Source organism: Brevibacillus sp. MER 51 (genome assembly GCF_023714195.1).
GTDB lineage: Bacteria > Bacillota > Bacilli > Brevibacillales > Brevibacillaceae > Brevibacillus.
The window spans coordinates 56,244-78,081 of the sequence record NZ_JAMAUS010000005.1; the positions used below are offsets into that span (position 1 = coordinate 56,244).

The window sequence follows — 21,838 nt, forward strand, 5'->3', positions numbered from 1 at the left end:
AAGGACAAATCTCAGTATAGGAGGGAACCATGTTGCGGTTAGGAATTTATGCACGTGTTAGTTCAGACGATCAAGCAGAACGTGGTACGATCGAAAACCAACTTGAATTTGCTCGTAAGTATGCGGATCTCCATCAGTTAGAAATTGTTAAGTGGTACAAGGATGATGGTGTAACTGGAACCGTTCCATTAGAAGCACGTCCAGCCGGTCGTGAACTGTTACAAGATGCTAAGAACAAAGAAATTGATCTCCTTCTTATCTACCGCTTAGACCGCCTGGGACGATCAGCCAGAATCATCCTGAATTCCGTTCACGATCTAGAAAGTGACAGTGTTAAAATTCGTTCTATGACGGAGCCATTTGATACCGGAGATCCGTCAGGCCGTTTCCTTTTAACCATTTTAGCAGGGGTGGCTGACTTAGAGCGTGAGACCATCATAGAACGTCTGTGGTACGGTGCAAACCGCGCTGCACGGGCTGGTAAATGGCTTGGAGGTATTGTCCCCTATGGATACCGCGTAGGCAGTGAAGGCTATCTGGAGATTTGTGAAGACCTACTTCCCCACTCAGACATGACTGAGGCAGGAGTTGTAAGGCTAATCTTCCATATGGTTGCTAACCAAGGTAACTCATGCATAAAAGTCTCTGACTATTTAAATGCATTAGGTGTCCCTACGGCATACGCAAAGGATGATCGGAAAATTACTCGAGGGAAGCGAAAAGAGAATACTGCGGGTATCTGGCGCCCCTCAAGAGTACGTGGGATTATTACGAATACTTCTTACAAGGGAGTACATTTCTACGGAAAACGGAGTACACGAAAGCGAGAAGTAATTGAACGTGAAGTTCCAGCCATCGTTGATGTAGACACGTGGGAAAAAGCACAAAAAGTCCTTCGAAGTAATCAAATAGAAGCTATGCGTAACACCAAGAATCAGTATTTACTTCGAAGCCTACTAAAATGCCAGTGCTGCGGATTAACGTATGTGGGGATTCATTATCCAGGGAGTAAACGAGCATTGAAAGGTTTCTATGTTTGTACCGGTAAACAAGCATATAAGGGACCACTGCAAGGGAAATGTACATCAAAAAATCTGCCGCAAGATTGGATCGAGGACCTTGTGTGGAGAGATTGCTTGGCCTTTATTAATCAGCCAGGGGAAGCCCTTCAGGAGATTGCTGCAGCTAGAGAATTAAAGCTGACTGAGAAGGTCGATTTGGAATCAGAAATAACACTTATTCAAAAGAGCATTGATGATAAAGATGTAGAACGACAGAGTATCCTGGACCTCTTCCGTAAAAGCATCATTACTTTTACCGATTTAGAGAAACAGATCCAAAAAATTAATCAAGAGAAAGAGATCCTCGAGCAACGGATAAAAGAAATACGGACCTCGCTACAAGTTGACCGCGATTACTCTACTAAGGTAATGAATGCTTTTCAATTACTCACATCACTACGAAACAAACTAGATGACAATCCATCATTTGAAACGAGACGTGAAATTGTGAAGGCTCTGGTACAACGCATTCAGGTGCATACAACCCCTAGTGAAGGATCAAAACGCCCTCGTGCTTCTGTCACCGTTCAGTATTGTTTTTCCAAGGATATTATCTACACGGATGTCCTTGTGGATTCTTCGGTACTCGAGAGAAGCAAACCTGCTCATGCTCCCCCCAGCAAATCTACAAATACCGCTCAAAGCTCTCAGGTCCCTTGCTAGACCGCATCGATCTGCACATCGAGGTGCCGAGAGTACCCGTTCAACTTCTTCACAACAGAACAGCAGAGGAGTCCTCAAAAGACATTCAGCAGCGAGTAGAACAAGCGAGGGCTGTCCAATGTGAAAGATACCACTATCGTCCGGGATGCCCTTTTAATAGTGTGATGAATGGTGAAGAGCTGCGCCAATTTGCCCAACTAGATAAGGAAGGACAGGAGATGCTGCAGTTGGCTTTCGAGACTCTCGGTTTAAGTGCCCGAGCTTACGACAGGATAGTCAAAGTAGCAAGAACTATCGCTGATTTAGATGGAGCTTCCAACGTAGAGGTAGCACATGTAGCTGAAGCGATTCGTTACCGAGCATTGGATCGTGGATTACTTTTTTGATGCTAAATAAATTATGAATGTTGAACACAATGTTCATCTAGGCGTGGACGCTACAGTAAAAGACTCTCTAATTGACAAAATAGTTAAAGAAAATCCCTTTATATTTTCTAGCCTTAGAATTTAACTAACCCGTCTCTTTTAAAGAGACGGGTATTCAACTATTATCTCTGCTTGAGTAACGATAGCATATCTGGTCTCTTTACTAAAAAAATAAGATGAAAAATTCACGAAAATAGTATATCTTTCACATAGTTTTCGTAATTTGAAATACCATTTTACATGTTTTGTCGAATCGTGCGAGTGAGTAAATGTCAAATGAAATAGTAATACTAGGAAACGTATTGTCAAAAAAGTGGAAAAATGTCGAAACATTAAACTCTATCAAGATATAAGGTTGATAGTAATAAATTGAAGCTAAATTGTAAGTATTTGGAGGAGTATTTATGGGGTTATCTCGAAGCGAACGTAATGAAGACAGAAGAGATGCAAGATTAGAACGCCGTCAAGCTTTAGAGGCAAAAGCCCAAGCAGAAGCAAAAAAATCGACTTCTAGTCGCGCTCAACAAAGCAATACAAACTTATCGAAATCATCCATGCAAAAAGCTAGTGTAGATAGAGTTGACATTAGCGAAGCGGCAAGAAATTTAGCAGCTACGGTGCCTAAACAAGCTCAAACATCAAATAACACAGGAGTAATGCATGGTCCACCGATTCCACCGAAAACTAGTAGTACCCAAACATCAAATAACACGGGAGCAATGCATGGTCCACCAATTCCTACTAAAACGGAAAAGACATGGGGTGAGGCAAGTAGTGAAGCCTCAGTTAGTGCTTCGCTTTCAACACTTACAAATAATGCAGCTGAAAAAATGTTAAGCAGCATTATTTGTGATTCAACTCTTCCAGGAACAGCGGGGAAAATCGTTGCAGTAGGTACGTCAACTGCAGATGTTTATTACGATGCCGCAGCTAATCTCTCTAAAGGTGATACCAAGTTTGAGAGTAATAAATCGATTTCGCAATCTTTTACAGAGGCTGTCACAGGGGCTATAATCTCTGAACTAGGTTCATCGGCATTGGTGAATGCAATCGCAGTATCACCAGCTTATATGAAACTAATACCACAGAAAGATAAAACTATTGCATTAATGGCTTCATTAGGTACCGGTTAAGTACCTGCTGATCTAACTTCATATTCATTGATCCCGTGAAAAATCTTTTCTGCCGTCAAGCTCCTCCATTTATTTCTGCTACAAATAAACAATAGCTTCATTCTTCCTCCTCATCGAAATCTTCAAACTGCCATTCCTCTGGTACCGGAAAATAAGCGTCATACTCATTCCTGGCATCCACACTCATTTCCTCTAGCCATGGCCAATAATGCATGACATAGTCCTCACCAAATCCCATCCGCCAAAACAAACTATATGGATGCTCTTCTGGAAACTCAATCCATGGCGGCAAATAGAAATGCGGTTGATACCCATCTAAGCTTTCACGTACTTCCATCCACAATTTTCCGAGTAAGTTTGGATCGTTACTCGAACGATCGATTAAGGCTGCATCCCCGGTAGAGAGCAGAATTTCACGAATGACAGGATACTGTTCCACTTTTGCTTGTAATGCCTTGCGCATGATCTCTTTTTCTAGGGCAGTCCCTAAAACTTTTTTTGCTTGCAGATAGTGTTCCAAGGTTGTCCATATTTCCCCTTCCAACTCTATTGGATGACCGGAGAAATTGGAGAAGCAGCCGTAAGGTTTGTCTGGCTGGTCAAAATGAATTTCGAGAGGTTGCTGTATATGTTTTCGGATATGATCCTGCATGAAAATTTGTGCCTCCCTATATATCGTAACGTTTCCATCATGACTAACTGATAATCCACGCCTTCTGTAAATAATTCCGAAATATCTCATCCAGCTTGTCAGTTGGGTCCTCCAAATCATTTGTATATTGGCTCGCCAGTGCAGTCAGACGCCCTATTTGTTCCTCAATAAAACGGTGAAGCTCTTCGATTCTTGGCTCCAAATTCAACTCATCCCCAGCCATTTTTCTTTGGAGCAGCTCAGAAATTTTACTTTTTAGTATAGAATCTGTTACTAACTCTCCAACTAACTGATCAAATCCAATGGGAGGATTCGTATGATACGTTTCGATCCAGATGCATGCGAGGATCGGGCGTAACACATAAAAGTATTTTTTGATTTTGACTTGCTCACCTTGCAGATAGTCCCGAAAATTCCCTTTGGCCATACTGAGGTAATGATGCAAGGAAGCCTTTGGCGAGAATACTTCCCCTTGCAACCTTACCAGCTCATTGCGAAAGCCAAGTGTATCGAGATAAACAATGTCTGATACAAGCCATTCTTGTAGGGGCGGATTCGATTTTCGAAATAGCTTGAGTGCTTTTCGAATATCCCAGCCGTTTATATCTAATAGGTCGTTGATCGGTACTTCCACAACATCCCGTTTGGCGTCAATGGACAAATACCATTCCGGCTTCTTCACATAGACAAAACGTACATCATAATCGCTATCTTTGGACGGAAATCCCCATGCCCGGCTTCCCGATTCAACAGCGAACAATATTTTCAACTCATGCGCTTGCTCGATTTCTTTTAACTTTTCCAAGATGATCTCTCTCAAGATTCATTCCTCCTCCTACAACAAATAACAAGTTACCCTTTCTCTGGGAAAAAAACTCGCTGAACCAATAACGATTCAGCGAGTTTCTTGTCAACTATTATTTTACCGTTACTTCGATTTCCACTTCATAGCCTTTGTATTCAGCAGTAATAGTGGCCTTACCTTTCTTTTTACCTTTTACCGAACCACTGCTGGATACTGATGCTACAGACGACTTGGAGGACTTCCATTTAGCTTTAGAGCTGCTGATGTCATCGCCATCATAGGTGAGCTTGATTTTTTCGGAGTCACCCTTTTTAATGGTAATGCTTGTGTCATCTGCTTCCAGCTTGCCTGAGCTTTTGCTGTCTACTTTTACTTCAATTTCTACTTTTTCGCCTTTATACGTAGCTGTAATGGTTGCTGTACCTTTAGCTTTTGCAGTAATTGTACCACTGCTGCTAACCGTTGCTACGGAAGATTTAGAGGTTTTCCATGATGCTTTTGAACCGCTGATTGAACTTCCATCGTATTTCAGGCGAATCGTTTCTTTTCCGCCTTTTTTCAAGGTAATGCTCGTATCGCTTGCTTCCAGCATGTCTGAAGAAGAAGAAGTATCTACTTTTACATCAATTTCTACCTTATACCCTTTGTATTCTGCTGTAATAGTAGCGGTCCCCTTGCCTTGGGCTGTAATCACACCACTGCTATTTACAGTTGCTACAGAAGAATTGGATGTTCTCCAAGTTGCACTGGATAAAGAAATTCTTTCATTATCGAATTTGAGCAGTACAAAATCTTGCTGTCCCTTTTTCATAGAGATCTTTGTTTCTTCTGCTTCAAGTCTGCCAGACATATCTACTTTTACTTCAATTTCAACTTTATGACCTCTGTATTCAGCTGTAATGGTAGCCGTGCCGGTTCCTTTTGCTGTAATCACACCATCGTCTACAGTAGCAACAGAAGATCTAGATGTTCTCCAAGTTGCTTTCGAACCGCTGAGTGTATCACCATCGTATTTCAGCTTAACGGTTTCTTTGTCCCCTTTTTTCAAAGAGATGCTAGTATCATCAGCTTCTAATTTACCGGAACTGTCAGTATCTACATAAACATCAACTTCTACTTCGTAGCCTTTGTATTTTGCAGTGATCGTTGCTGTACCTTTGCCTTTTGCAGTAACGACACCATCGTCATTTACAGTTGCTACAGAGGACTTCGAAGTTTTCCAGGTTGCTTTTGAACCAGAAAGTTTATCGTCGTCATACGTCAACTTAATTGTTTCTTTATCGCCTTTTTCCATTTTCAGCTGGGTAACATCTGCTTCCAGCTTACCGTCTGAATTTCCGCCGCCTTCAACATCAACGCGGATTTCTACCTCTTGGTCTTTGTAGCTCGCAGTAATGACTGTGCTTCCTTCGCCTACACCTTTAATTTCACCATCATCAACAGTTGCGACATATTTATCTGCGGTTTTCCAAGTTGCTCTTGATCCAGGGAGACTGCTGCCCGCAAATTTCAAACTAACGTTTGTTTTTTTACCTTTTTTAACAGAAACCTCTGTTTTCGTAGCTTCGAGAGTCTGTGCTCTGTCAACTGTCACTCTAACGGTAGCACGATAACCGTTGTATCTAGCAGTAACAACAGTCGTTCCTACTTTCTTACCGTAAACAACCCCATTGCTGACAGAAGCGATGCTGGAGCTGCCAATTTCCCAATCAACCAATGCGTTATCGATAGGGCTGCCATTATAAGTAAGGCGAATGGTTTCTGTATCCCCAATCGTAACATTCACTGAGCCTACGTTTGCTTTCAGGCCTGTAGTGCTTGCTACCATACTATAAGCTTCAATAGGTTGTGGTGTCGTGACTTGAGCAGAAGCAATGCCGGTAACTGAAAACTGAACAGTACAAATAGTTGCTACCGCTAAGGAGACGTTTTTCATTAAACTGTTCTTAATCTTTTTCATGTTTTTTACCTCCAAATTATTTCCTATACTTCTATTGACGAATGAGATGGAAAAATGTCACACCAAATTGGATATTTTTTTGAAAAACATTTGTTTTTCTTTTAAATAATTGTTGGTATCCCGGGATTCAAAAGCAACAGTGATACTAGTGATGGGTTTGTCCGTGCGAATCAATCAAAGTTTCATCAAAAAAAAATACTTCCCAGCTTTTGAGCCGGAAAGCGGATATTGATGCTTGGAGGAGTTTCATCGCGTCGAGTACAGTACATAGTACGCTGGCTCTGCGACTGATGCTGTAGACGTATCCCCAATATATCCGTGGTCAAGAGCCCGTTTTTCCTAGAAAGCACTCTCATAATGCTCAATGACTGGCTTCGTGAAGTCTCCACCTTGCGTTGATGTACCGGTGTAAATCGCAATGACATCAAAACGAAAGGCCGGGATTGGCTGTGAGGCTTTTTGCAAATATTCGATGGCAAGCTCACGCAGCTTTTGTTTCTTCTTCCACGTAATGGACTCGCCCGCTGTTCCAAAAAATTGGCTGCTTCTCGTTCGAACCTCAATGAAAACCAAGCAATTACCGTCTCGAGCAATCAAATCCATTTCCCCACGTTTTGTTCGAACATTTCGATCAACAATGAGGAAACCCTTGTTCACTAAATATCCTTCAGCAAGCTGTTCTCCTCTTTGACCAAGAAGACGGCGGCGATCGCTCATGATTTGGTTCCTCCGCCTTTATCGATGCGATAGACAAAAGCAAGGATTTCTGCCACAACTTGATACAGCTCCGGGGGTATTTGTTGATCCAAATCCAGCTTGCCCAAAACCTCTACAAGTGATGGATCCTCCTGAACCGGTATATCATGCTCCTTCGCTGTCTTCAGGATATTGTCAGCCACGTACCCCTTGCCTTTTGCCACAACCTTTGGGGCTTCCATGGTACCCGCCTGATATTTTAGTGCAACTGCCTGTTTTCGTTTTTGCTCTGATGAGGATGGCGGCTTCATACGCGAAGGTCCACCCCTTTATAGTCAGCCAGGATGTGGCCTTTGGTTTGGATCGGACTTGTCGACTTCCCGCGATCGGCCGGGACTGGCTGCACACGCATAGCCGATAGATGGTAACCAACATCCTGTAATTGATCAGCAAAACGATCCTTGGACCCTTGAATGAGTGCTTCCACCCATGGCGTATCGTTAAATATTTGCAAGTTAACGATTCGATTCACGATACTTGCATCAATCATGGTTGTCCCCATACTTTGGAGTTCCAAATGAAAGAAAAGACGGCAGTTCTCCGGATCAAGCTGTCCAGAGCCTTTCTTTTTCGATTCAATTTGGACGAAAGCGGTCTCATCCCCCTCCTCTTGGCGAATCGGAATTTGCATAACGATTTGAGACAAAGCCTGGTTAGAGGGTTGTACCATCATCAACTGTTGTCCGGTGACTTGTTGCAGCAGTTGATCTGCTGCTTCACGCAAGGCGGTTGGGATTGCCTGAGCTGGCGCTTGACTGATTTGCAGCAAGAGGGATTTGACTGTATCCATCTGCTTTAATGAATGCGAATCGTTTGCCCCTTGTGAAAATGCCTGTCCCATCAATTCTCTCTCGTGGGTTACGCCTAAATGACGAAACAATTCAGCAATCGGGTTAGCAGCTGTGGCGCCATTCACTGCACCAGATGCTTGCGACACCATTTGTGGCATGACTTTTTGCCCCGCGTTGTTCACTGCGGCCCTTTGCTCCGCCATCTGCTTGTTCTGGACCGGCTCCTGATTCATCTGTATTGACTGAGGAGTAGGCAATGGCTCGTTTCGAGCAATCTTTGAATCGATGCTTGGACTACTGGTCTGGTTAGACATCAATTGATTACTCTTTCCGGTCATAGCGTTTTGCAACGAGTCTACCTGTTTACCGGCGGTGGTTGGTGCAGGTACTGTCCCGGTAGCAGTAGAAGCATTTGGCGAAACAGGTTGTGACGGCGTTGGTATGTTACTGGAAGCCACCGTTGATGGTTGGGGAGATGTCTGCACTTGCGATGTAGGCTGACCGCTCTGCGCAGGCAGGGGCTGTGTCTGGTTTCCTCCAGTCGCATTCTGCGAAGCACCTTGATTGGGCTGATTTCCTTGTGGCATTTGTTTGACCGCCAGGCCCTCGTCTGCACCATCGTTGCCCGCGATAAGTATAGAGAGTCCCGTCAACTTATCTTTTAACTGACTAACAAGCTGTTTGACATCTCCCGTTGCCGCATTAGCTTGTCCGGGGACTTGCTGTGATTGGCTTTGAGGAACTTGACCCGTCATCTGCGAAGGCTGGCCCTCTCCTTCTAAAAAGAGCGAGGCTTGCTGCAGCAGGTTCTGAATGAGTTGACCCATTGGCTTGTCCGATAAAAAAGCTTTGAGCCCTGCGATTGTATCGGGAGACAGTGGCAAATTTCGTTTCATGGCAGTCATGAATGCCTCAATAGTGGCATTGTCTACACCTAATCGCTGCGCAACAGCTGAAAAAGCTTGTATTGTCTCCTTATTCACAGGCAGATTGGCACCAAGCAGCGCTTGCACGATCGCTTTGTTCTCTTTTGTATCGGCAATCCCTAGTGTGCGCATTAGCCCTTCTAGAGATGCTTCTTTGCCTGCTCCTTCTCCGACGCTTTCCAAAACCTTCAGCGTGACGACACCTGTTGATGGCTGGACTTGCAGCCAAGCTTTTTGGCCCGGTTCCAAACTTGCTTCCATTTTAGCCTGAACCTGCATTCCCCCGACTTGTACGAGCGCCATATTGTCCGGGTAATGCTTGATTACCGTGCCTTTAAACACTTGTCCGGGAGTAAGCTCAACCGGCTTCGGAGCGGATATGGGTGCTTTTTGCACGAATGATTGAATAAGTTGCGACGGGGAAAACATGCAGATCCTCCTCCTGTGAGCGGTATGTTACTTGCCCTTTTTATGCGTGTTCTTTTACACCAGTAAATGTCTTGCGATGAATCGGCGTAGGTCCAAATCGAGCGATTGCTGCCAGATGCTCAGGAGTGCCGTAGCCTGCGTGCTTGTCAAAGCCATAGGCTGGATATTGTTCGGCATACTGGGCCATCAATCGATCACGGGTGACCTTTGCTACAATCGATGCGGCCGCAATCGAGACACTCTTGGCATCTCCACCGATAATCGGAACCTGCTCGCAATCCATTCCGGTTAGCTGTACGGCGTCAATCAGTAATGCATCTGGAGATTTACCTGCCTGCTGGATTGCCAGCTTCATCGCCTCTTTTGTAGCAGCTAATATATTGATCGCATCGATTCTTGCTGCATCGACAATTCCGATACCCACAGCAAGTGCATCTCTTTGAATGATTTCGCAAAAAGCCTCCCGAGTGGATACAGGTATCTTCTTCGAGTCATTCAGGCCTGGCAAGTAAAAATCCTTGGGCAGGCACACGGCACACGCGACAACTGGTCCAGCCAATGGTCCTCGTCCGACCTCATCTACCCCGAATATGTATTGATGGCCTTTATCAAACATCGCTTTTTCATAGACGGTCATGTCAGCCCACATCTGCGCGAGCTTTTCTTGGCGTGCAAGCGCTGCTTCTGCCTGCTTCGCCAGAGCCTGTACACCCGCTCTTTTATCTTCTTTCAGCAATTGTAAAAAATCTTTGGGTACCTCGTCCAACTTTTCCATCGTCACTCGTATTTCTTTTATCGACATATCCGCTAGATTCATTGACTCATTTCTCCTTATCGATTCTCATAGTAAAAAACCTGCCTACCGTATATGTCGATAGACAGGTTTTTGATGGCTGGGAAGCTTATTCTGGAAAAGACACTGGCTTACCAATCGGTTCGTCCATTTCCCAGTCAATCGGGCGCTCGACAGAGATCGTTCCCAGCTTACCGGAACGCAGCTCACGCAGGAAAATTTCCGCTGCCTTGTCGTAATCGATATTTCCGCCAGAAACGAGACATCCGCGCTTCTTCCCGATTTCTTCGAGCATCTCTACTCGATCCTCAGGCAATTCTTTTAGCTTGAAGCGTTCGATCAGGCGTTCCGGATAGTAATGCATCATGTAGCTGATGACAAATAATGCTACCTCCGTAAAATCAATGAGCTCATCTTTAATTGCCCCACTTGCCGCCAATCGCAGGCCTACCATCTGATCTTCAAATTTCGGCCAAAGAATACCAGGCGTATCGAGAAGCTCCAGTGTATCGCCCATTTTTACCCATTGTTGCGCCTTGGTTACCGCTGGTCGATCACCAGTGGCTGCTACCGAGCGCTTGGACAAGCGGTTAATGAGGGAAGACTTGCCGACATTCGGGATACCCAAGATCATGATGCGGATGGCACGACCTTGCATCCCACGCTCACTGCGCTTTGCCAGCATGTCAGCTGCTAGCTCCTTACACATTTCTGGCAGCTTGCTGACACCTTTTCCACTCAGGGCATCAATCGGCAACGTACGAATGCCTTGCTTGCGAAAATAAGCAATCCACTCATCTGTTGCCCGTTCATCTGCCAAATCTGCTTTGTTTAGTAATATCAAACGTGGTTTATCACTGACAATCTCGTCAATCATCGGATTTCGGCTGGAAAGCGGCAGACGTGCATCGAGAAGCTCGATGACTACATCGATTAATTTCAGCTTTTCCGTTACTTGACGACGTGCTTTAGCCATATGGCCAGGAAACCATTGGATCGTCATGATGTCTCACCTACCTTGAAGCTTTGCTTTATCTTGTCAAGCGAATTCCCGCAACCGGCCAAAAAGTAAATTCAGCTCTGCCAACAACCGTACTGACGGCAACAGGACCGATCGCTCTGCTGTCATGACTGTTCAACCTGTTGTCGCCCATCACAAAGATATGGTCTGCTGGTATTTGGACCGGGGGAAAATCGTGGGTAAAGAACGGCTCTCCCTGCTGCTTCGCTTGTTCTTTCGATTGTGCAAGATACGGTTCCTCTACCACTTTGCCATTGACCAGCAGCTGATCGTTTTTGACCTCTACTGTATCACCCTCAACAGCAATGACTCTTTTGATGTAATCTCGCTCCTTTTCAGCATGGAACACGATGATTTCACCAGGTTTCGGATCTTGCAAAAAGTAAAGCGCCTTGTTCACCACTAATTTTTCGCTGTTATGTAATGTACTTTCCATGGATTCGCCTTCTACAATAAACGGGGCGAACAAAAAGGTGCGAATGAGAAACGCCAAGACTAAGGCGATCCCAAGTGCCTTTATCCATTCCCATAGTTCATTTTTCTTCTTATGACTGGAGGTAATTTCTTCGCTCATGACTTACGATCCTCCCATGAAAGCTCGTCCAACCTTAGCTGTAACATATGTCAAGATGAACTATTTTATTTCAAGATCGCTAAATGGAAAAAAGAGGCCTGGCAAGCAGGCCAGTCCTCTTTCTAAGCGTTACGCTTATCGACGAATTTCTTTAATACGAGCTGCTTTACCTACGCGATCGCGCAGATAGTACAGTTTCGCACGACGTACTTTACCATGACGCACGATTTCGATCTTGTCGATCTTAGGCGTGTGTACTGGGAATGTACGCTCAACACCTACGCCGTAAGAAATCTTACGAGCTGTAAATGTTTCGCTGATACCTGTACCGCGACGGCGAATGCATACGCCTTCGAACAGCTGGATACGCTCACGCTGACCCTCGATAACCTTAACGTGTACACGAACAGTGTCACCAGGTCGGAACGCAGGAATGTCCTGTTTCAATTGCGCTTTTTCCAGTTCACGGATAATTTGGTTCATTTGAATTTCCTCCTTCCGATAGACGTTCTTACTCGTCTAACCCATAGGTCCAGCCGCTTGGGCTGCGTTACGAGTAGCGGACCGCCTTAGTCAGCGGGCAAAATTGCCACAAGAAGTATATTAACATAGCGGGCACAAAACTACAAGACTCTTCCCCTATTTGTTCCCTACTTTTTTTCCTGCTCTAATTCAGCCAATAGCTTTTTCATTTCATCTGTCAGCGCGAGCTTCTCCAACAAATCTGGACGCCGTGCTTTTGTTCGACGCAGCGATTCTTTTAACCGCCAGCTTTCAATATTGGCGTGATGGCCTGACAACAGTACGTCTGGCACTTTCCAGCCGCGAAACTCAGCCGGTCGTGTGTAATGTGGGTATTCGAGCAGTCCCGTTGAAAAGGAGTCCTCAACGGCTGACGTTTGGTTTCCCAACGCTCCTGGTTGCAGACGAACGACACTGTCAATGACCACCATCGCCGCAAGCTCTCCCCCGGTCAGAACGTAATCGCCAATCGAGATTTCATCCGTGACGAGATGCTCCCGAATTCGCTCGTCGTACCCTTCATAATGACCGCAGATGAAGACAAGATGCTCTTCTTGCGCTAGCTCTTCTGCCAGCTTCTGATGATAAGGCACACCCTGTGGGCACATCAGAATCACTCGGGGTTTTTTCTCTCCCGTCAAGGCTTCTACAGCCCGGAACAACGGTTCGGGCTTCAGGACCATTCCTCCGCCACCGCCATAAGGGGTGTCATCTACCGTACCGTGCTTGCTCTCAGAGAAATCGCGAAAATTGGTGACGTGAAAATCAACCAGTTCTTTTTCGCTTGCCTTGCCCAAAATGCTGCTGGATAAAACACCTGTAAACATTTCGGGAAAGAGCGTAAAAATATCGATCCGCATCTGAAGTTCCTCCTACAGCAAGCCTTCCATTAGATGGCAGACCACACGTTTGTTCGCGATATCTACTTCCTTGATGCATTCGTCGATATACGGCAACAAGATTTCTCCGCGTTTTCCCTTCACTACCCACACATCGTTTGCTCCTGGCTGCATAACATCCACAATTTTCCCCAGTTCTTCGCCCTCGTCGGTTACTACAACGCAGCCGACGAGCTGATGAATGTAGAACTCGTCCTCTTCTAATTCCATCAGGGCTTCCTCTGGAATTTTCAATTCTCCGCCCTTGTACTTTTCGATATCGTTAATATGCTCATAGCCTTGAAAGCTCACAATCTCAAAATTTTTATGCGGGCGACGAGAAGCGATTTTCAATTTTAGCGGCTCACTAAGTGTCGGGTGGAACAAGTACAGCTCATTTCCTTTGCGAAAACGCTGATCTGGAAAGTCAGTCGTTGGTGTTACGCGTACTTCACCACGCAGGCCATGCGTATTAACTAGTTTGCCTACTCCGTAAAAACTATTTTGGCTCAACGTGTTCATTCCTCCTTTTCTTTGTTCCCATTTTTTGTTTGTAGCCGAATCTCATGTACCAGGCCATCTTTTATCATGATTTCCGTTCCGGACATCATTTCATCCCAGACATCGCCCTCTTGAATCGAGACAGGGCTTTGAACTGTCTGGTAATCGATCTCGCTTCCCTCTGGAAGATTTTCAACCTGCTGGAGGGTATATGTCAGATGATCTATCTTTTCCTTGCGTCGACGCTCTTCCTGCGCGATTTTTTCTTGCGCCAACGCATATGTATCCGCAGACTTTTTCTTCGCCTCGGTTAATAACTTTTTGGATTGAAACTGCCACTGCTCCCATTCTTTACGCTGCAAACGAAGTCGCTGGCTATACTGATCAATGAGAGCAGCCCGTGATGCTTCCGTAATGATCAGTTTAACCTGTACCGTCCGAAATATAGTAAGCACCTTCGCCACTCCTTTCGGAAAAATCATCATGGTCTATGAGCATCTTGGATACTAGAAAAAAGACTGGGAAAGCTCCCAGTCTTTTCTCATACAATTTCAACCGTGACACGCTTGTCCGTTTCCACGGATGCGGCGATCACGACCGTGCGCAGGGCTTTCGCGATTCGACCTTGCTTGCCAATAATCTTCCCCATATCATCAGGGTGTACCGACAATTCAAAGACGAGAGTTCGCTCTTTGTCCACTGCGTTAACACGAACCTCATTCGGATGATCGACGAGAGCTTTAGCGATCGTTTCGACCAGCGCTTTCATCATCAAACCTCCAGAAGACCGACTTATTTGCCGTATTTGGTTTCGTGTACTTTTGCGAGTACGCCTTCTTTGGAGAGAAGGTTACGAACGGTGTCAGTTGGAGCTGCACCATTCAGGATCCATTGTACCGCTTTGTCGGTATCAATTTTCACCACTGCCGGTTGTGCAACCGGATTGTAGTAACCGATTTCTTCAATGAAACGGCCATCGCGTGGGGAACGGGAGTCAGCTACTACTACACGGTAGAAAGGAGCTTTCTTGGAACCCATACGCTTCAGACGGATTTTTACTGCCATGTTGTGTCACCTCCTGTATTAATCAACGCTAGAAGAGCATCTGCGTTGGTGCTACTATATCTGAACCATCGCGGCCAGCTGACAAGTCAGTGTCGCGAAGAGATCATGCCTACTTACTTGAACGGTGGCTTGAAGTTAAAGGGGAAGTTCATCCCGCCTTGGTTGTTGCCTCCGCCTTTTCCCATGAAAGGTAATCCGAAGCCTTTTTTCTTCGACTTCTTGACCATTTTGTCAGCAGCGCCTGAGAATTGCTTCATCATCTTTTTCATTTCCTCGAACTGCTTGAGGAAACGATTGACTTCTTGAATACTCGTTCCGCTTCCGCTTGCGATGCGCTTGCGACGGCTGGCATTCAATAAATCAGGATTCGCGCGCTCTTGTTTGGTCATGGATTTGGCGATCGCTTCAACGCGGGCAATCTGCTTTTCATCCACGTTCATCTTGCCCTTCATCTTGTTCATTCCTGGCAGCATGCCGAGAATGTCTTCAAAAGGACCCAGGTTGCGAAGCTGCTGCATGGAATCCAGGAACATGTCGAAGGTAAACTCACCTTGGCGCATTTGGCGTTCCATATCGCGTGCTTTGTCTTCATCCACGGATGCCTGTGCTTTTTCAATCAGGCTGAGTACGTCCCCCATACCCAAAATACGGGAAGCCATACGATCCGGATGGAACGGTTCGAGCGCATCCAGCTTTTCACCCATCGCCGCGAATTTGATCGGCTTTCCAGTGACAGCCTTGACGGACAGTGCCGCACCGCCTCGAGTATCACCGTCGAGCTTCGTGAGAACCACACCAGTCAGTTCGAGCTGGCTATTGAAGCTCTCTGCTACATTGACGGCATCTTGACCTGTCATCGCGTCCACGACGAGTAAAATCTCATCGGGCTTGGTTACCTCGCGAATCTGCTTCAACTCGTCCATCAGCGCTTCGTCAATATGCAGGCGACCTGCGGTATCGATGAGGACTACGTCGAGATGATTCGTCTTCGCGTGTTCAATCGCTTGGCGAGCGATATCGACAGGACTGACTTGATCACCGAGAGTGAAGACGGGAACATTGAGTTGGTCCCCTAAAACCTGAAGCTGCTTGATCGCAGCAGGACGGTAAATGTCTCCCGCTACCAGAAGCGGCTTGCGGTTTTGCTTTTGCAAATACTTGGCCAGCTTACCGGTTGTGGTTGTTTTACCTGCCCCTTGCAGACCTGCCATCATAATGACGGTCGGCGGGCGGTGAGCCATCGTGAGCTGAGCGACGTTGCCACCCATCAGAGCGACCAGTTCTTCATTCACGATCTTGATCACCATTTGGCCAGGCGTCAAGCTTTTCATGACTTCCTGACCGACTGCGCGCTCCTTGACACGAGCAACGAAGTCTTTTACTACTTTAAAGTTAACGTCTGCTTCCAGCAGGGCCAGACGAACTTCACGCATCGCTTCATTCACGATGGTCTCGTCTATTTTCCCTCTGCCGCGCAGTTTGTCAAACGCGTTTTGCAGCCGATTGGCTAAGCTCTCAAACGCCATGCGAGCCCTCCTAATCCATCTCTGACAGTTGGTGGAGCAAAGTGTTCAGCTCGTCTCTTGTCTCGCTCTCCGAAAGCTCATTTACAAGTTCATTCATGCGATTCAACACGTCCATGCGTTTTTCATGACGCTCAGCGAGGCGAAGCTTCTGATCGTATTCAAACAGTTGCTTCTCTGCTCGCTTGATATGATCATAAACAGCTTGGCGGCTGACCTCATGCATCTCGGCAATTTCTCCGAGCGATAAATCGTCCAGATAATACAGCTCAAGATATTCTCGCTGCTTGCCCTTGAGTAGCGGCGCGTAAAAGTCAAACAAGAGATTGACTTGATTGGTCTTTTCTAACATGAAACCAATCCTTTGCTATGAGGTACTCGTTTCAAACTGTAAAGACTTTTTCTTTACAGCACGTAGATTATAGTACCTAATTCCACACCTAGTGTCAAGGTTTTTTATTGACATCATTTTTTTATCTTTGAAACACTATGTTTTTACGCATTTTCCTGCTCTTCTGTTTCATCTTTTTGGATCAATCCAGCAAATAGCGCATGAACAAATTGCTCAGGATCAAACTGCTGCAAGTCATCCATTCTTTCACCCAACCCGACGTATTTCACCGGAATGTTCAGCTCGTTGCGAATCGCAATGACGATACCACCCTTTGCTGTACCATCCAGCTTGGTCAGGACTAAACCTGTTACTCCAGCAGACTGTCCAAACGTTTTCGCCTGTGAAAGCGCATTTTGCCCAGTCGTAGCGTCCAAAACGAGCAAAACCTCGTGCGGAGCTCCTGGCAATTCGCGCTGCAATACGCGGTGTACCTTCGCCAGCTCTTCCATCAGATTGACTTTGTTTTGCAAGCGGCCTGCGGTATCGCACAACAGCACATCAACCTGTCGGGATTTCGCTGCCTGAATCGCATCGTAAATCACTGCAGCCGGATCAGAGCCTTGTTGCTGCTTGATTACATCAACTCCTACACGCTCTCCCCAAACCTCCAGCTGTTCAATCGCTGCTGCGCGGAACGTGTCACCTGCTGCCAGCAGCACTTTTTTGTTTTGCTGCTTGAACATGTGCGCCATTTTACCGATCGTAGTCGTTTTCCCTACTCCATTTACCCCTACGAACAAAATGACGTTCAGACGACCGTCCTCTACATTCAGAGACGTATCCGCCGCATCATCATTTTTCAAAAGGGCAACCAGTTTTTCTGAGAGAATGGGCTGCAGGTCGATCGCATTCTCGATTTTTTGCTTGCGCACTTCTGTCCGCAGGTCGTCAATGAGCTCCATGACGGTATTGACGCCCACATCGGACGTAATCAAAATTTCTTCTAATTCATCGAAAAAGTCATCGTCGATCTTTTTGTAGCGACGTACGAGATCCTCGACTTTTTCTACTAGCAGGTCTCTCGTCTTAGCCAAACCATCCGTAAACTTCTGGGTGACCTCTTCGGACTTTTGGACAATAGCATCACGAAGGCGCTTGAAAAAACTCATGTTCATCTTCCTTTGCGGGTAATATCAATTGAATGGCAGATCCCTTTAAGAGGCAGATTCAACAAACTTGTCACTGTCCTCCAGCTTGACGGAGACGAGTTTGGACACGCCGCCCTCCTGCATCGTGATACCGTATAGCACGTCTGCGCTTTCCATGGTGCCTTTTCTGTGTGTGACGCAAATAAACTGCGTCTGGTTGCTGAAATGGTGCATGTACTCGGCGAAACGGTTAACGTTCGCCTCATCCAAAGCGGCTTCTACCTCATCCAATACACAGAATGGCACTGGCTTCACACGCAGGATGGCAAATAGCAAGGCCATCGCAGTCAAAGCACGTTCGCCCCCGGACAAGAGCGCAAGATTTTGCAGCTTCTTGCCAGGTGGCTGCGCCACAATATCGATGCCCGTCTCAAGCAGATTATCTGGGTTGGAGAGTACAAGATCTGCGCGTCCTCCTCCAAACAGTTGGACAAACACGTCGCGGAACTGCTCCGAGATCGCATCAAATGTTTCTTTGAAGCGGCGCGACATCTCTGCGTCCATTTCTTGGATCACTTGATAGAGCATATCTTTTGCTTCATTCAAATCAGCTTCCTGCGAGCTTAAGAACTGCTGACGCTCGGCCAAGCGCTCATATTCCTCAATCGCACCAAGGTTCACAGTGCCAAGTGCCCCAATTTGCTTTTTGAGACGATTGACCACTTGTGTCTCTTCCTGAATCTCGCCACGTGCCGGATATTTTTGCTTCGCCAGGTCGTAGCTCATTTCGTATTCTTCGGAGAGTTTATTCAACAGATGGTCGAGCTCTACCTCGTTGCGGTTGACTTTTACTTCTTCCTGATGAAGCTTTTCCTCGAGCGATTTAACCTCGCGGCGGATTTCTTTCACCTGCTGTTCTACTTGCTCCTGTTTGTAAAAGAGAGTCGCCCGCTCACTTCTCCGCTCTTGAATCAAACCAGCTACACGGTCTTTATCCTGGCGCAATTCGCTAATGCGCTGATCCAGCTCTAGCCCGGACGATTCGTTCGTACGCTCCAGCTCATCAAGAGATGCCAAATTTGCGTTTTGTTCTTCCCATTCTCGCTGCAATTGGCTTTTTTGCTCCAGCAATCGTTCTGTTTGCTCCAAGCGTGATTGATACTCTTGCTTGACCTGCGCATTCAATACTTTGAGACTTGTTATTTTTTGATTCATTTCTTCTTTGGATTCGAGCTGCTCTTGACGTTTCGCCTCTGCTTCTGCGATCTGTGCACTGAGCTCTTTTTCCTCTTGCTCCATGGCAGTCAAAGAGGCTTGCAGCTGCTCTTGCTTGCGTTTGGCTTCTTCCATCTCGCGGCGATAGCTCTCAATATCTTGTTCAACAAGCTTTGCTCGCTCGCCTAAGGATCTGCCTTCCGATTCCTTTTGCTGCAAGAGTCCTTTTACTTCCTGTTCTTTCAGTCGCAGACTTTCGCCCTCTGTCCGCAGAGCTTCTTGCTCCTGCTGCATTTGCGCCAGTTCCTTCGTCAGCTGCTCCATAAGGGTAGTATGCCCAGAAATTGCCTGGTCGATTTCTACCAGCTGCGCTTCCAGCTCTTCTGATTGACGGTTGCGCCCAAGCAGGTTCGTGCTGTTCTTTTTCAATGCCCCCCCTGTCATGGAACCGCCAGCATTTACGATATCGCCTTCCAGCGTCACGACGCGATAGCGGTAGCCAAGCGTACGGGCTACACGGTTTGCCTGCTCCAGCTTTTCCGTAATAATGACATTCCCCAAAAGACTTTCGAGGATGGGTCGGTACGCTTCTTCAAAAGTCACGAGCTCACTCGCGATTCCGACGACTCCACTCTCCTCCTCAAGCTGGCGCTTATCGCTTGCCTGCAAGGTACGAGGACGGATGACATCGAGCGGTAGAAATGTTGCCCTACCTGCATTGTGTTGCTTCAAGTGAGCAATGGCTGCACGACCAGATGCTTCGTTGTCCACGACGACGTTTTGCAGTGCGCCACCCAATGCGACCTCCATCGCTGTCTCGTATTGCTGTGGCACAACAACGAGCTCAGCGACCGCTCCATGGATCCCTTTGAAGCCCCGCTCGCGTGCTTTCAAAATTTCTTTTACCCCTTGCTGAAACCCTGCGAATTCCGACTGCATTTCTTTTAACAGGTCAAAACGAGACTTCGCTGCTTCCCGCTTTTGTTCCCAGTGGCGCAGCTCCCGACGGGCTGTTTCAAGACGGGCTTGTCCTTCACGCATACCCTCGACCAGCTCTTTGTATCTGACGCCAGTTTCTTGAATGGTAGAAACGATGTTCTCCAGCTGATCTTGGAGTTGGCTCAACTGAGCTAATCGCTGCTCTTCTTCTTCATCAAGCTGTTTTTTTCCAGACAATTGACGTTCGACTCTGGCCTCGCTTGTCTTGAGTAGCTGCTCTTGATGGCGATTTTCGTTGCGCAGATTCGCCATTTCGTTGAGCTTTTCGAAGTAATCACTCTTCAAACGCTCCACGTCATCTGTCAGTGATTGCACCATGGAAAAAAATTGACCTTCTGCTTCTTGCAGCGAAGCGTGGGCTTCGGTCATGCGGCGATCCGCTTCCTTGGCCCGCTCTTGTTCTTCTGCCAATTCTGCCTCAAGCCCGTGCTGCTTCTCGGTAATCCGATGCATCTGCTCCATCGTCTGCTGGCGATTGGCATTGAGATTGCGCATACGCTCCCGCAATACCTCACGTTGTCCTTCGACTTTTTCCGTCTCTTCACTGACTGTCAAAAGTACTTGTTGCAGTTCTTCGATAGATTGGTCGATCTGGGTGACATGAAAACGCGCTTGCTCCAGATCAGCTTCTTGTTTGGATGCTTCGGTCGTTTGTCCGATTAACAGGTGCTTGAGTTCCTCTACCCGTCCGGTAGCTGCTTCCCACTTCGTATGAGCTGCTTCAATTTGCTGCACGTAAAGAGCAACTTCATGCTCAACCAGCTGGCGGTGAAGCTCCTTGTACGTCTTGGCTGTTTCTGCCTGCTCCTGCAAAGGCCCGATCTGCTCCGTAATTTCACTGACGATATCGTGAATACGCACCAGATTTTGCTCGGTGTCATCGAGCTTTTTCTCCGCCTCGCGCTTGCGTGTTTTGTATTTGACGATTCCGGCCGCTTCTTCAAATATTCCACGGCGATCCTCGGACTTGGTACTGAGAATTTCCTCAATTTTTCCTTGACCGATAATGGAATACGCTTCTTTACCCAGCCCCGTATCCATGAACAGCTCCATAATGTCTTTTAGACGGCAGGATCTGTTGTTTATGTAATACTCACTGTCACCAGAACGATACACTCTGCGGGTAACGGACACCTCCGAATATTCCACATCGAGCGAACGATCTGTATTGTCTAAGGTGAGTGTCACTTCTGCGAAATTCACTGGCTTGCGCTTGTCACTGCCCGCAAAAATAATGTCTTCCATTTTCGCTCCACGCAACGACTTCGCGCTCTGTTCCCCCAGTACCCAGCGGATCGAATCAGAAACGTTACTTTTCCCACTTCCATTCGGTCCCACTACGGCTGTTACCCCTGGTACAAATTCCAATTCCGTGCGATCGGCAAAGGATTTGAATCCAGCCAGCTCCAGGCGTTTCAAATACATACGTACGGTCCTCCTTAAGAAACCATCCAAGACTGCCTGTCAAATTGACAGACTTACAAACATGCAAGGAACGGATGGTACCCGAAAAGAAGCCCCTGCATCGAACAGGAGCTACCTACTACGAGCCTACATGGTCATCTGTAGGTAAGTGTATCATAGATAGCGGTCATCTCGCAGTATTTTCCCTATGTTTCCCACCCGAAAGAAAAAAGCTGCACCATCTTGTAGCAGATGATGCA

At 46.6% G+C, this 21,838-nt stretch carries 21 protein-coding genes and 2 pseudogenes; 3 read left to right on the top strand and 20 right to left on the bottom strand.

The genetic code is table 11. The features are described from left to right. Nucleotides 1-29 precede the first annotated feature (29 nt). From M3630_RS12345 to M3630_RS12355, 3 genes and pseudogenes are all read left to right on the top strand, one after another. Nucleotides 30-1,724 (top strand): recombinase family protein, encoded by a 1,695-nt coding sequence (locus tag M3630_RS12345; RefSeq protein WP_251252307.1) that lies wholly within the window; start codon nucleotides 30-32, stop codon nucleotides 1,722-1,724. Then, a pseudogene (locus M3630_RS12350) lies at nucleotides 1,682-2,110 on the top strand (magnesium chelatase subunit ChlI family protein); the annotation flags it as partial. The gene M3630_RS12345 and the pseudogene M3630_RS12350, both read left to right, overlap by 43 nt. 443 nt (nucleotides 2,111-2,553) lie before the next feature. Continuing rightward, a complete protein-coding gene (locus tag M3630_RS12355) occupies nucleotides 2,554-3,282 on the top strand; it encodes a hypothetical protein (protein WP_251252308.1) in 729 nt (242 codons plus the stop codon). On the opposite strand, the pseudogene M3630_RS12360 reads toward M3630_RS12355, so the two are convergent. The 20 genes and pseudogenes from M3630_RS12360 to smc form a co-directional block, all read right to left on the bottom strand. After that, a pseudogene (locus M3630_RS12360) lies at nucleotides 3,282-3,383 on the bottom strand (protein tyrosine phosphatase); the annotation flags it as partial. The gene M3630_RS12355 and the pseudogene M3630_RS12360 overlap by 1 nt on opposite strands. Continuing rightward, nucleotides 3,380-3,934 (bottom strand): NADAR family protein, encoded by a 555-nt coding sequence (locus M3630_RS12365; protein WP_251252309.1) that lies wholly within the window; start codon nucleotides 3,932-3,934, stop codon nucleotides 3,380-3,382. The pseudogene M3630_RS12360 and the gene M3630_RS12365, both read right to left, overlap by 4 nt. A gap of 43 nt (nucleotides 3,935-3,977) precedes the next feature. Then, a complete protein-coding gene (locus M3630_RS12370) occupies nucleotides 3,978-4,754 on the bottom strand; it encodes a nucleotidyltransferase domain-containing protein (protein ID WP_251252310.1) in 777 nt (258 codons plus the stop codon). A 97-nt stretch (nucleotides 4,755-4,851) separates the two neighbouring features. Next, complete coding sequence (locus M3630_RS12375; protein WP_251252311.1) at nucleotides 4,852-6,699, bottom strand: Ig-like domain-containing protein; 1,848 nt, start codon at nucleotides 6,697-6,699, stop codon at nucleotides 4,852-4,854. Between the two features lie 339 nt (nucleotides 6,700-7,038). Beyond that, nucleotides 7,039-7,416, bottom strand: a complete 378-nt coding sequence (locus tag M3630_RS12380; RefSeq protein ID WP_251252312.1) for a YraN family protein — start codon at nucleotides 7,414-7,416, stop codon at nucleotides 7,039-7,041. Beyond that, on the bottom strand, nucleotides 7,413-7,706 hold the full coding sequence (locus M3630_RS12385) for an EscU/YscU/HrcU family type III secretion system export apparatus switch protein (RefSeq protein WP_173608045.1): 294 nt from the start codon (nucleotides 7,704-7,706) through the stop codon (nucleotides 7,413-7,415). The genes M3630_RS12380 and M3630_RS12385 overlap by 4 nt, the downstream gene beginning before the upstream one ends. Then, nucleotides 7,703-9,601 (bottom strand): hypothetical protein, encoded by a 1,899-nt coding sequence (locus tag M3630_RS12390; RefSeq protein ID WP_251252313.1) that lies wholly within the window; start codon nucleotides 9,599-9,601, stop codon nucleotides 7,703-7,705. Before M3630_RS12390 ends, M3630_RS12385 begins: the two co-directional genes overlap by 4 nt. A 40-nt stretch (nucleotides 9,602-9,641) precedes the next feature. Then, nucleotides 9,642-10,418: a ribonuclease HII gene (locus tag M3630_RS12395; protein WP_173608047.1), complete on the bottom strand. Its 777-nt coding sequence runs from the start codon at nucleotides 10,416-10,418 to the stop codon at nucleotides 9,642-9,644. An 85-nt stretch (nucleotides 10,419-10,503) separates the two neighbouring features. Further along, a complete protein-coding gene (gene ylqF, locus M3630_RS12400) occupies nucleotides 10,504-11,397 on the bottom strand; it encodes a ribosome biogenesis GTPase YlqF (protein ID WP_007719698.1) in 894 nt (297 codons plus the stop codon). A gap of 28 nt (nucleotides 11,398-11,425) precedes the next feature. Then, on the bottom strand, nucleotides 11,426-11,989 hold the full coding sequence (gene lepB, locus M3630_RS12405) for a signal peptidase I (RefSeq protein WP_251252314.1): 564 nt from the start codon (nucleotides 11,987-11,989) through the stop codon (nucleotides 11,426-11,428). A gap of 135 nt (nucleotides 11,990-12,124) precedes the next feature. After that, nucleotides 12,125-12,472 carry a 50S ribosomal protein L19 gene (gene rplS / locus M3630_RS12410; protein WP_015891886.1) on the bottom strand — a complete coding sequence of 116 codons (348 nt, stop codon included), beginning with the start codon at nucleotides 12,470-12,472 and terminating at the stop codon, nucleotides 12,125-12,127. A 167-nt stretch (nucleotides 12,473-12,639) separates the two neighbouring features. Next, entirely contained in the window at nucleotides 12,640-13,371 is a 732-nt protein-coding gene (trmD, locus tag M3630_RS12415; protein ID WP_056486459.1) for a tRNA (guanosine(37)-N1)-methyltransferase TrmD, read from the bottom strand. A 12-nt stretch (nucleotides 13,372-13,383) separates the two neighbouring features. Beyond that, the gene (rimM, locus tag M3630_RS12420) at nucleotides 13,384-13,911 is read right to left on the bottom strand and encodes a ribosome maturation factor RimM (RefSeq protein ID WP_173608049.1); all 528 of its coding nucleotides are present in this window, start codon (nucleotides 13,909-13,911) and stop codon (nucleotides 13,384-13,386) included. Beyond that, a complete protein-coding gene (locus tag M3630_RS12425; protein WP_137028306.1) occupies nucleotides 13,908-14,345 on the bottom strand; it encodes a YlqD family protein in 438 nt (145 codons plus the stop codon). Before M3630_RS12425 ends, rimM begins: the two co-directional genes overlap by 4 nt. A gap of 86 nt (nucleotides 14,346-14,431) precedes the next feature. Beyond that, nucleotides 14,432-14,659 carry a KH domain-containing protein gene (locus M3630_RS12430; RefSeq protein WP_007719711.1) on the bottom strand — a complete coding sequence of 76 codons (228 nt, stop codon included), beginning with the start codon at nucleotides 14,657-14,659 and terminating at the stop codon, nucleotides 14,432-14,434. Nucleotides 14,660-14,682: 23 nt separating this feature from the next. Beyond that, a complete protein-coding gene (gene rpsP, locus M3630_RS12435) occupies nucleotides 14,683-14,955 on the bottom strand; it encodes a 30S ribosomal protein S16 (protein WP_047067992.1) in 273 nt (90 codons plus the stop codon). A 113-nt stretch (nucleotides 14,956-15,068) separates the two neighbouring features. Then, the gene (gene ffh, locus M3630_RS12440; protein ID WP_047067995.1) at nucleotides 15,069-16,481 is read right to left on the bottom strand and encodes a signal recognition particle protein; all 1,413 of its coding nucleotides are present in this window, start codon (nucleotides 16,479-16,481) and stop codon (nucleotides 15,069-15,071) included. Nucleotides 16,482-16,491: 10 nt separating this feature from the next. Next, on the bottom strand, nucleotides 16,492-16,830 hold the full coding sequence (locus M3630_RS12445; protein WP_016743283.1) for a putative DNA-binding protein: 339 nt from the start codon (nucleotides 16,828-16,830) through the stop codon (nucleotides 16,492-16,494). A 143-nt stretch (nucleotides 16,831-16,973) separates the two neighbouring features. After that, a complete protein-coding gene (gene ftsY, locus M3630_RS12450; RefSeq protein ID WP_144614433.1) occupies nucleotides 16,974-17,981 on the bottom strand; it encodes a signal recognition particle-docking protein FtsY in 1,008 nt (335 codons plus the stop codon). A 45-nt stretch (nucleotides 17,982-18,026) separates the two neighbouring features. Continuing rightward, nucleotides 18,027-21,599: a chromosome segregation protein SMC gene (gene smc / locus M3630_RS12455; RefSeq protein ID WP_251252315.1), complete on the bottom strand. Its 3,573-nt coding sequence runs from the start codon at nucleotides 21,597-21,599 to the stop codon at nucleotides 18,027-18,029. Nucleotides 21,600-21,838: the final 239 nt, after the last annotated feature.